Annotated in this window: 1 protein-coding gene (running past one end of the window); it reads left to right on the forward strand. The window is 71.8% G+C overall.

From position 1 onward, the window contains the following. Positions 1–13,053 carry the beginning of a hypothetical protein gene (locus IM770_RS05800; RefSeq protein WP_203580185.1) on the forward strand. 18,216 nt of this gene lie beyond the right edge of the window, so 13,053 of the gene's 31,269 nt are visible here — the first part of the coding sequence; the start codon lies at positions 1–3; its stop codon lies off the right edge, out of view.

A 13,053-nucleotide genomic window follows, 5' to 3' on the forward strand; every position in this document is an offset into this window, starting at 1 on the left:
GTGAGCGGGCCTTCGGCCGCGAACGAGTCGTCCGGCACCGCCGAGATGGTGGGTTCGCCGGCGGCGCTGAACGTCCGGCCCTTCGAGGTCGTCGATGGAGTCGCTCCGGCCGAGCCCGCGCCGACGGAGCCTGCGCCGGCCGAGCCCGCGCCCGCGCCCGCCGCGCCGGTCGAACCTGCGCCGGTCCCCGAGCCTGCTCCGGTCGAGCCTGCTCCGGCCGAGCCCGCGCCAGCCGAGCCTGCTCCGGCCGAGCCGGCGCCCGCCGAACCCGCACCCGCAGCGCCTGCCGGGACTGCGCCGGCCGGCCCTGCGCCGGCAGCTCCCGTCGAGCAGGCTCCGGCCGCTCCGGTGGCACCGGCCCCTTGGCACCTCGCCATGTCGGGCACATTCGCGACGCTGGTGTTCCACGGTGACGGCACCGTCACCTTCGAAGGGGTGACCCGGTCGCTCGCGGAGATCTCCGAGATCCGCGTGACGGGCACCGGCGGCGACGACACGTTCACCATCCACTTCGGCGGCGCGCAGCCGGCCATCGTCGTCGGCTTCGACGGCGCTGCCGGGTTCGACACGCTCGCGATCGGCGGCGGAGGCGGCTTCGCGTCGAACCCCGTCGACGGGTCCAGCGGCGTCATGCAGTTCGGCGCGACGCGCGTCGAGTACGCCGGCATCGAGCCCATCGTCACCGACAACGACGCCGGCGCGGGCGTCGACTTCGCCCTGGCCGACGGCGCCGATCAGGCCGTCCTCGAGGAGGGCCCCGCCGCCGGGCAGCTGCAGCTGCGCAGCGCGAACGGCACGTTCGAGACCACGGTGTTCAACGCTCCGGTCGGAGCCGGCACGGTCCTCAAGATCTCGGGCGGCGGCGGGTACGACACGCTCACCGTGAACGGCATCATCGATCTGCTGAACGCGGCGTTCGAGGCGTACTTCGAGTCGATCGTCTTCCAGAACGCGCAGGTCACCGCGGCGTCGGTCACGGCGGTCGCCGAGGAGACCAACACCGCGGGCATCCCGTTCGACGTCGCCGACTGCACCGACTTCGACGACTTCTCGATCCTCGGCTGCCTCGACCAAGACGCGAACACGTCGGTGATCGTCGACGGCGGGTCCCTCACCACAGGCGATCTGATCATGACCGCCACCTCGACCGTCAATCCGGACACGAGTGCGGCCACCGCGTACGCGGTGATCGTGAACTCGAGTGCGAATGTCGAGGTCAAAGGCGGGGCGAGCATCGTCGCGAACGGCGACCTGACCGCCACCGCGACGTCGAACGTGGGCGCCTTCACGCTGAACAAGCAGTACGGCGATGCCGCTTTCGTGACCTCGAATGCCACCGTCACCATCGGCGGCACCTCGTCGGTCACCGTCGCAGGAGCCGCGACGATGAGCGCGACCTCGACCGTCACCGCATCCGCTGTGCCGCAGACCGACAGCTCGAAGCAGGAGTCGGCCGGCAGCTTCGACGCCGCCGTCGCCGTCCTGTGGACCACGGCGAACGTCGTCGCCAAGATCACAGGGGCCGCCCGGATCGCCGTGACGGGAGCCCTCGGCATCGCCGCGGCGAACACCGCGACGCTGACGGCGACCGGCGACGCGCACCAGGCGGCCAGCGGCGCGGGCGTGGCGGTCGTCCACCTGTCGCAGTCGACGGACGCCGCGATCGAGACGACCGACGCGACCGGGGTGTCTGCGGCATCCGTCGACGTCCTCGCCGAGCAGACCGCGAACGTGACGGCGACCGCCACCGCCAGCAAGGGCGGCGCGACCCAGTCGAACAAGAGCCAGAACAGCCCCAGTCGCGGAGCGGGGCAGTCCAACACCGGCAGCAGCGCGAGCGGCGGAGGCGACATCGACATCGCGGCGGCGTTCGGGCTCGCTCACGTCGAGACCGACACACGGGGCCGTGCCGTCGGCGCGAAGATCGTGACCACGGGCGCGCAGGCCTACCGGGCGCACGCCAAGAACACCATCGCCGTGACCGGGAACGGCGGCACCACCGACGGCTCGGGCGGAGCGAGCGGAGCAGGCGTCGGCATCGGCATCGGCCTGCTGATCCTCGACTTCGTGACGCGCGCCTATATCTCGGGCGGCGCGCTCGACGCGGCGGGTGGAACGACCGTGGAGGCCGCCGGACCCGACTCGGGCGACTCGTCGTTCACCGCGACGGCTGTCTCCGGAGCCAAGCCGGCGTCGGGATCCGTCGCCTTCGCCGGCTCGTTCGCCCTCGCGAAGATCGACACGCTGACGTCAGCGACGCTCGAGGGCGCGAGCTCGTTCGGCAACCGCGCCGTGACCGTGACGGCCCGAGGCAGCAGCAAGAGCACCGCGCAGGCCACTGCGAAGCAGGAGCTCGGCGGTGACAACGGCAGTGCTGTCGGCGCCGGCGCCTCCGTCGCTCTGACGCTGATCCGCGACGACATCACGGCGGCGATCGCTGCCGGCGCTGCGCCCACGGGCATCGCCGCGCTCACGCTCACCGCCAACGGCACCGACGACGCCACGACCAAGACGGTCGGTGGAGCCGACGGAGGCACCAGCGCGACGCTCACCGGCGTCGCGAGCATCGCGATCCACAATGTGCGGACGTTCGCGGGGATCCTGTCCGGCCCCGCTCTCGCACTCGCCTCCCTCGCCGCGACGGCGACGCAGACGGCCAAGGCCACGACGTCCGCGATCGGCGCCACGAAGGCCGGCAGCGGCTCGTCGCTCGCCCTCACGATCTCGTTCGCACTGGCGAGCGTCGACCATGAGTCGGAGGCATCCATCGCCCGCGCGATCACGGCGACCGGTCCCGTCTCGCTCGCCGCAGACGGCGTGTCGTCCACCACCACCACAGCTGAGGCCAGCGCGGCCGGTGCGCCCGGCGAAGGCGCCGGCGGCAACGCGACCAACGACAACGTCAAGACGAAGTCCGATGCGAAGCTGGGGGACGCCGGCAGCAAGACCAAGGGCGGCGCCGGCGGTGGAACCTCCACGCCCGACCAGAAGAACGAGGACGGCACGTCCGTGTCCGTCGCGGCGGCGATCGCCATCAACCTCGTCACCTCGGTCTCGCGGGCCATGCTGCTGGCCGGATCCTCGATCACCACGCCGGGTGCGGTCACCTTCGCCGCGACGAACAACACGGATGCCTCGACCACCGCCAAGGGCATCGCGACCAACTCCGACACGGTCGGCATCGGCGCGGCAGTCGCCGTCAACAAGGTGCGCCTCGTGAACGAGGCGGGTGTTGGGATCGGGGCCTCGCTGCACGCGGCGTCGCTGGCGGCAGCGGCCACCGTCAAGGCCGACGGCTCGGACGACACGCACACGTTCGAGGCCGTCGCGCAGGCCGGCGCGACCGGCACGGGTGGCACGCTCGGCGTCGCCGGTGCCTTCGCGATCAACCTCGTCGACGAGGACACGCGGGCCGTGGTAGACGCCGACGACGACCAGAACGCGCCCGACCCGGTCACGCCGCCCCCGGGCATCGTGCTCACGGGCGGCACCGCGAGCTTCACCGCCGGCTCGAAGAGCAACGACAAGGCGTCCGGCAAGGCGACCCAGTCCGGCGAGGGCACCGTCGGCATCGGCGCGGCGTTCGGTCTCAACCTCGTCACGCACGAGGTGTACGCGGGCATCGCACCCGCGGCCAACGCGACCCGTGGCCCTCCCGTCACCGGCGCAGGCGCACTGACCATCACCGCCACGCACGGCGTCACGCTCACCACCGAGGCAGAAGCAGGCGCGGCAGGCGGCGGGGTGTCCATCACTCCTTCGGTCGCCATCGTCATCGCGACCATCCACACCGCAGCATCCATCGGCACAGGCTCCGCTCCGCTCACCGCGTCGAGCATCACCGCCACCGCCACGCAGACCGTCACCGCCGACACCACGGCCAAGGGCTCGACCACCGCCGGCACCACCGCCGGGATCGGCGTCTCACTGGCCCTCGCGATCCTCGATGACATCACATCGACGTCGGGCAGCGACCGCAGCCTCACGACGGCAGGTGCGGCCTCGTTCACCGCCACGCAGCGCGTCGATGCGAACACGACCGCCAAGGCGTCCGCCCAGGGTGCCTCGCCTTCCGAGGGCAAGGGCGAAGGCGGAAAGGACGTCAACCAGAAGGCCGACGCCAACCTCGGTCAGGCGAGCTCCACGAAGCAGCAGAACGGCGGCGGGGCGACGTCGACCTCATCGACGCCGAAGGCCGCGACGAACGACAACAACGGCTCCTCGCTCTCCATCGCGGGTGCGATCGCCATCGCCGTCGTCTCGCCCACCGTGCGCGCCCGCTTCGCGAACGGCGTCGCCATCGTCGCGGGAGGGCTCGTCACCCTTCGCGCGCTCGCCGACATCGACTCGAAGGCCGACGCGCGCGGCGACACGTCGACCAAGGGCGACGTGGGCATCGGTGCCGGCGCTGCGGTGCAGGCGGTCGAGATCACCGTCGACGCGACCACCGGCGCCTCCACCATCACGGCGACGGGTCTCGTCGTCGAGGCGGGCATGCTCGACGGCGACACCGACGACGTGGTGCGGCGCTGGGATGCCGCCACGAAGACGTGGATCGTCGTGGACTCCGGCGAGCAGCTGCCCGGACCGTCGAAGAACGACACCGCGTACGTCAAGGAGTCCGGCCAGGAGGGCATCTACACGTTCGACGGCTCCAGCTGGTCGAACACGACCCCCGGCGCCATCACCGCCGGCGACAAGCTGCCGGCTTCCCCGTCGAATGGGGCACTGTTCCTGCTGCGGGCCGAGAAGGACGGGCACCCGGGCAACTCGGTCTGGAAGTTCAACGGGACGATCTGGGAGTTCCAGACGGCCGCGGTCTACGCCAAGAAGGACGACCTTCCCAAGGACGAGATCGAAGAAGGCGACTGGTTCCAGCTGACGAAGCAGGACGGCACGCACGCCGCAGGCTTCTACAAGCGCAACGGCAGCCATGAGTGGGTCCTGCAGGCTGCGACGGTGGGCTCCGGTGACCGGCTGCCCGCGTCGCCGTCCGACGATCAGCTGTTCCGCCTGTTCGAGCACGAGGTGACCTCCACCGCGCGGGCCGGCGCCAGCAAGTCCGACAGCGTCGGAGTCGCCGGCGCGATCGCGATCAACGTCCTCGGTAACCAGACCGAGGCCCTCGTCCCGGCCGGCGCGACGGTCACACTGTCGTCTGCGGCATCCGTCATCTCCGCAGAGAGCAACGAACGGGATGCCGCGACCGCGACCTCGCAGTCAGCGCAGGGCAAGGCGACCGGCGTCGGCGCGGTGTTCGTGCTGCAGGTCGTCGACGGCAGCGATGTCCTCGCCGAGATCCAGGACGGCGCCGCTCTCACCGGCGGCACCGGGCTGGCCATCACGGCCCACGGTCTCCGCGAGTTCATCACGAAGGCCGAAGGCGGCAGCAGCTCCACCGGTGCGGCCGCCATCGCACCCGTAGTCGCCTTGGTGATCAGCGTGGACGACGACGTCACCGCGCGTCTCGGAGCCGGAGCAGCCACCGATGTCCTCGGGACGCTGAGCGTCACCGCCACTCACCAGCTGCGGATCCGCACGGACGGCAACGCGAAGGCGGCCGGCAAGAGCGCCGCGGTCGGCGCGATCATCGCCGTGAACGCGGTCGTCGGGTGGGACACCCTCGCCGAGGTCGCGAGGGATGCCTCCGCGACGGCGGTCTCGGTCGTCGCCGACTCCCTGGCCTTCACCGAGGCGAAGGTGGAGGCATCGGCGGAGGGCGCCGAGGCGAGCGACACCAAGTCGGGCGACCAGAAGTCCACCGAGGCTGTCAACGGCGACAAGAACCCGAACACGGCGGGCACGCGCGACGACACCGCGGGCATGCCGACCTCCAACGGCGGCACCAACGGCCAGAACGGCGGCAACGGGGCGAACCAGCAGCAGTCCGCGCAGTCGGGACAGTCCGGCAGCGGCAGCAGCGACACCACGGCCGTCGCCGCAGCGGTGGGCGTCAACTGGCTCGTCGCGACCTCGGCAGCTCGCATTGCCCCGAACGTGACGGTCACCGCGACGACGGGCGAGCTCGTCGTGCGGTCGCTCCTGGCCCAGCGGGCCTACGTCTTCGCCATCGGCACCGCGATCGACGTCACCAACGGCGGCACGCGCGTGGGCGCCACGATCGGGCTCAACGTGCAGGACGCGACCAACCGCGCGACCATCGGCGCCGGGACGCACGCGACCGGCCAGACCGGGGTCACCGTCGTGGCCGCAGCTCCCGCCGAGACCCACAACGACTTCATCGTGTGGTCGTTCGCTGCCGCCGGCGGAAAGAACACGTCCGTGGCCGGCAGCGCGGCGGTGCAGATCCTGCTCCTCAGTTCGGAGGCATCCGTCGGCGCGGGAGCAGAGATCGACGCACCGGCCGGGGGAGTGACCGTGTCCGCCGCGCAGCCCATGCGGCTGCAGAACCTCGCCATCTCGGGTGCCCTCGGGACCGGGTCGGACGCCGCCGTGGGCGGCGCATTCCTCGTCAACTACCTCGAGGTCGACACCCGGGCCTGGGTCGACTCGACGGTCGGATCCGTCACGGAGGTCGACGCATCCGGCGCGATCTCGGTCACCGCGACGACGACCCTCGACCCGATCGCGCCCGACCTGCCGGACCCCTTGAAGGGCAAGGTCGACATCCCCGCCGTGAGCAACATCGCGATCGCCGGCGGCGCGACGCAGGGGACCGCGGTCGTGGGGGCGTTCATCGTCAACATCTTCAATCTGCAGACGCGCGCGTGGATCGGCAACGGTGCGCAGCTGAATCAGACGGGCGCCGTGGGCGGCGCCGGGCAGCACGTCGCCGTCTCGGCGAGCGACGCCGTCACGGTCGTCGATGCCTCCGGCGCGCTGGCCCTCAGCATGGACTCGTCGAGCGTCGGCATCACCGTCGCCGTCGAGATCTCCAACTCCGATGTCCGCGCCTGGATCGGCGACCAGGCCGCGGTGCGCGCCGGCGGGGACGTGAGGGTCGAGGCCACGTCGAGCGAGGACTGGTTCGTTCTCGCGGTGTCGGGTGGTGTGACGATCAGCGGCAGCGTCGCGGCGACCGGAGCGGTGCTGGTGATCGTGGCGAACCAGGGCGGCAGCGACCCGCAGACGCTCGCCCGCATCGGGCAGTCGACGGTGCGGGCCAACGGAGACCTCGCCGTGCACGCGAAGAAGACGGTCGTCGCGAAGCTGTCCAGCGGCAACATCGCCGTCTCGGGCAGCGGCACGGGCGTCGGCGCGTCGGTGACGGTGAACGTCCGCGACAACCACGTCACCGCCCAGATCGCGGGCGGTGCCGATGTCCAGGCCGCCGGGGACACTCTCGTCAAGGCGGAGCAGTCCGGCGACTTCCTCCTCTTCGCCGTCGGCGGCGCGGGCGGCAACTCGGTCGGCGTCGGCGGATCGGTCACTGTCAACGTCCTGACCGACACCACGAGCGCGAGCATCGGCGACGGGGCGAAGGTCAACTGCGTGGGGGCTTCGTGCGTCAACGCGAACCCCAGCCTCACGCAGGACGTCGTGGTGCAGGCGTCCGACGAAACCACGGTCCTCGCGCTCGCCGGCGTGCTGGCGGTCGGCGGGACAGCGGGCGTCGGCGTCGGCGTCGACGTCGAGGTCGTCCACAAGACCACGCAGGCGAACGTCGGCAGCGGCGCCGTCGTGAACGCCAACGGCGACGTCGTGGTGAGCGCGACCTCGTCCGAGCAGATCGACTCGATCTCGGCGGGCGGCTCGGTCGGCGGCACCGCCGCGGTCACCGTCAACGCTGCGGTCCCCGTCATCACCGTCACCACGAAGGCCTGGATCGGAGCCTCTGCCACCGTCGTCGCAGGCGGCAACGTGATCGTGGCCGCGGCCGACGACTTCACGCTCTTCACGATCGCGGGCAACATCTCCGTGGCAGGGACGGCGGCGGTGGGCGCCGGCGTCGCGGTGCCGGTCGTGACGAAGACGACGCACTCGTGGATCGGCGACGGCGCACGTGTGACGTCGCGGGCGCTGGCCGGGCACATGACGCACACGACGGTGTCGTCGGGGCCATTCAACCCCGCGGGCGCCGACACCCGCTTCGATCCGCGCGCCACCCTCGGCGGCTACCCGACGCCCTACCCGCACAGCCCCATCAACGGCACCGGTCTCCAAGCCGACGGCGCCACCATCAACCTCGGATACCAGCACGGGTTCAAGTCCGGGCAGCAGGTCGTGTACGACGCCGGCGGCGGCGCGCCGATCAACGGACTGACCGACGGCGGTACCTACTACGCCATCCCGGTCTCGAGTACCGCGATCAAGCTGTGCACCCAGCGTGGGCCTCCGCTGTCGCCGGGATCCAACGAATACTCCTGCGCGCCGGGCTCCCTCCTCGGCGGTCTGAGCCTCCCCGCCGGCGTCAAGATGGGCGAGAACCAGCGGTTCGTGCCCACCACCCAGCCCGGCCTCCCCTCCGACGTATCGCCGCGGTTCACCGCACAGTACGCGGTCGGGGCCGACTACCTCGTCCTTCCCTACGACCTGACGGTGAACGTCGGCGACCCGGTCATCTACAGCGCCGGCGGCGGCACTCCCATCGGCGGACTCGAAGACGGCGCGACCTACTACGTCGTCAACGCCGATCCCGACCACTTCCAGATCGCCCGCACCCAGTGCCAGGCCACCGGACTGGCAGACGACTGCAACGGCGTCGCCGGACCCGTCGTCCCCATCGTCTTCAACTCGACCGGCAACGGCCGCTCGCACAGCATCGTCGGCTCGGGCGAGCTTCCGGCGGCGGATGCCTCGGCCCTCGGTCACCAGTCGACCGGCGCACCCGTCAAGAGCGGCTTCGCGGGCGTCGCCGTCACGGCGACCGACAGCACCTACCTCGCCGGCATCGGCATCTCGGCGGGCGGTTCCGGCACCGCGGCCGTCACGCTCTCGGGCTCGGTGTCCGTCGCCACCGTCCACGTCGAATCGTGGATCGGCGCAGGCGCCCTCATCAACTGCGGCGACGTCGCGTGCAGCGGCAACGACCCCGCGTCGGCGGGAACCGGCCAGTCCGTCCTGGTGTCGGCATCCAGCTCGTTCGGCACGCTCGGCCTCGCCGCCGCACTCGCGATCGGCGGAACCGCCGGCGTCGGCGCCTCGGCTGCGGTGCGGGTCATCGACCTCACCACGACGGCCGAGATCCGCGACGGCGCCGTGGTGAACGCCCGCGACGACATCGTCGTCGTCGCCCACTCGTCGCTCCGCATCGTGTCGGTCAACGCCGCCGCCGGCGGCGGCACCGTCGGAGTCGCGGGCACGGTCGGCGTCACCGTCGTCACCACGTCCACCATCGCCCGCACCGGCGACGACGTCGTGCTGCGCGCCGTCGGCGACATCGGCGTGCTCGCCCGTTCCGACGACCGCCTGATCCTCGTGACCGCCTCGGTCGCCGCCGGCTACGTCGGCGTCGGCGTGGGCGTCGGCGTCGCGGTCATCGACAAGACGACCAGGGCCGTTGTCGGGCAGACCAACACCATCGTCGTCGGAGGCCATGGCTCGGGGCTCGGCGGTGTCAGCAACGGCCTCATCTCGGCGGGCGACTTCCCGTCGTTCGGCGAGTTCCACGGCCTGGCTGTCCAGGCGATCTCGCGCGAGAGCCTGTTCGGGCTCGTCGCGGGCGTCGGCGCCGGCTTCGTCGGCGTCACCGCGAACGTCGGGGTGAACATCTTCACCGTCGTCACGCAGGCTTACATCGACCTCGGCACGACCGTCAACGCGGCGGGCACGGTGTCGGCGGCTTCCAGCCAGCAGGGCGTCTCGGTCACCGCCGCCGATCGCTTCGACTCCGTCACGTTCGCCGGCGGTGCCGCGGGCGGCTTCGTGGGCGCGGCGGGCGGCGTCGACATCGGTGTCGCGAGCATCGGCGTGACCGCCTACCTCGCCACCGGAACGGATGTGTGGGCGAAGGGCGACGTCGCGGTCAACGCCCTGGGCGTCAAGCACGTGCAGTCGTATGCGATGAGCGTCGGCGCCGGCTTCGTCGGTGCCGCTGGAGCGGTCTCGGTGTGGTCGATCGGCACGCAGCCGACGGCGTCGTACTCCAGCGACGGCAGCGGGCCCGACCGGGGTGAGTGGGCCGGCGACGTCGAGTACCACACCGCCGATGTCGTCACCTTCGGCGGGCAGCGGTACACCGCCAAGCGTGTCAGCAAGGGCGCCCAGCCGAACAGCTCGCCGGCCGACTGGAGCGCGATCCAGGACACCGACCCGACGAACTACGGCGGCGGTCAGAGCTCGCAGACCGACGCCGACAAGGTGGTCGCCGGCGGCGGGAGCAGCGGCTGGAAGTCGATCCTCGGCGCTGCACCATCGGGCTCGGGCAGCACCCCGTACGCGACCACGGTGTACGGCACGATGGCGAGCACCGGCACCGCCGTCGGCAATTCGTCGAACCAGACGTCGCCGACCGCACAGCGCTTCACACAGCCGGCCCCGCCGTCCGGAACATCCGCGGGAATCTACGGCAGCGTTCACTCGCAGCTCGCCGGCATCAGCGTCGTCGCGACCGACGAGCTCGTCGTCTTCGCCCTCGCGGGTGCCGTCGCCGGAGGCGTCGGCGCGATCGGAGCCGGCGTCACGGTGCTCACGATCGGGCTCGACACGGACGCCGGCATCTACAGCGGGGCGCACGTCGACGCAGCCGGTCGCGTCGACGTCAAGGCGCTCGCGACCGAGCGCACCACCCAGATCGGCGTCGCGGGGGCCGGAGGCTTCATCGCGATCGCCGGACAGGTGGCGGTACTCAACGATCACGCCCAGCAGACCGCCCACGTCGACACCGGCGCGTCCGTCGATCGCGCCGACGGCGGGCTGTACGTGAACGCCCGGGCAGACCGCGAGGTGTCGGTCTACGCGATCGGCGTCACGGTCGGCGCCGGTGCCGCGGGCGTCTCGGTCGCGGTCATCACCATCGACGGCAACGCGCTGGCGAGCGTCGGAGCCGTCGCCCTCGACCACATCGCCGGCCTCGACGTCCGTGCGTCCGACCGCTTCGTCCCGACCGTGCTGTCGGTCGGCGTCGCGGGGGGCATCGCCGTCGGCCTCAGCGGAGTCGTCGCGGTCATCACCTACTCCGGCCTCACACGGGCCGAGTCCTTCGCGACCGGAACCGTGGACGGCGACGTCACGGTCGCCGCCTCCGCAGAACGCTCCACCATCGCGCCGCTGGCCGTCAACGTCTCGACCGGCCTGGTCGCCGTCGGCGTCACCGTGCTGGTCGCCACCAGCGACCGCGACACGGAGGCGGAGCTCGGCGGGAGCCTCAGCCTCGCGGCCGTCCCGACAGCCGACGTCAGCGTGACCGCATCCGCCGTCAACGCGGTGCAGGCTTACACACCTGGCGTCTCCGTCGGTGGCGCCGCCATCACCGCCATGGTGCCGATCGCCACGGTGTCGGGTCACACCACAGCGCGCCTGAGCGGCTCCGTGTCGGCCGACGACGTGACGGTGAGCGCCGCGGGTCGCCAGCAGGCGACCGCGCAGGTCGACGTCGTCGGTGTCGCCGGCGCGGCGTTCAACGCATCGGTCGCCATCGCCGTCGTGACCGACGGTGCGGAGATCGCGGCCCGCGTCACGGGACCGGCGGCCATCTCCGCCACCGGAGCCGTCGTCGTGACCGCGACGCAGCCGGGTCGCAACGAGGCGATCGCGCTGGTCAACAGCATCCAGGTCAGCATGGCGTTCTCAGGTGCGGTCGTCATCGCCGACGCGCGGGTCGGAAGCGCGCTCGTCGCCGCGCTCGACGGCGACGTCGTGTCGTCGGCCTCGGTGCAGGTGACCGCGAACGGACAGAACTTCGCTCAGGCGCGGGTGCTGCTCGTCGCCGGCTCGCTGGGCGCAGGCATCGGCGTCAACGTGCTGACCGCCGCCGTGACCGCCGCCGCCGTGGTCGCCGCCACCTCGGCGGACGCGAACAACGACCAGCTGATCGCCAGCACGGGCGCGGTCGCATTCACCGCGACGTCGGCCAACACCGCCGACGTGCACACCGACCTCGCCGCCGGCGGGCTGCTCGGCGGTGCCGCCGTCTCGGTGCCGACCGCAACGGTCTCGGGCGCAACGACCGTGTCGGTCGAGGGCGACGTCACCGGCAACGCGGGCGTCAGCGTGACGGCCACCAGCGCCAACCGCGCGACGAGCGAGGTCGCCATGGTCGGCATCGGCGGCATCGCCGGAGCGGCGGTGAACGTGTCGACCGCCCGGATCGCCGCCGCGGCGGCGACGACGGCCGAGGTGAAGGCCGGCTCGATCGTCAGCGCACCTGGTGACCCCGTCACGGTGCAGGCGACGTCGACGAACCGCGCCACCTCGAACACGCTCGCCGTGGGCGCCGGCATCGCCGCGGCCGTCACCGTGCAGGTCACGACCGCAGAGGTGGCCGGCGCGACGACCGCACGCTTCGACGGCGACATCCTGTCGACGCCGATCAAGACGGCCAGCCTGTTCGTACAGGCTCAGGCCGGCAACCAGGCGGTCGCCGACACGAAGACGGCCACGGTGTCGGCGGGGACCAGCGTCACCGGTGTCAGTTCGACCGCGATCGTGTCGGGTGAGACGCTCGCCGTCGTCGGATCCACCGCGTCGGTGAACGTCTCGGGCGCCGTCACCGTGAAGGCGCTGCTCTCCACGTTCTCGGGTGAGCAGAACCTCGCGCGCAGCACGCTGGCGGGCCTCGGCGGCGGTCTGATCTCCGCAGGGTTCGTCGTGATCGAGGCGACCGTCTCGGGGTCGGTGCGCGCCCTGCTCGACGGTGCCATCGCGGGATCGGGCTCGATCACGATCGACGCCGACGCGATCATGAAGGCCGACGCCGACAGCTTGTTCATCGCGGCGGGCCTCGGCGCCATGGCCGGGATCTCGACGACCGCGAAGGTTTCGGCCGACACGGTCGCCGGCGGCGACGACGCCTTCAGCACCGCGGCCACGTCGGGCGCCTTCATCGTCACGGCCGACTCGACCTACGACGCCACGTCCACCTCGAACGCGCCCACGGTGGGGGCTGTGGCGGTGACCGTGCAACTGCCGCTCGCGAAGGTGAGCGGTCGCACC

This window comes from Microbacterium hibisci (assembly GCF_015278255.1).
In the GTDB taxonomy this organism is placed as follows: domain Bacteria; phylum Actinomycetota; class Actinomycetes; order Actinomycetales; family Microbacteriaceae; genus Microbacterium; species Microbacterium hibisci.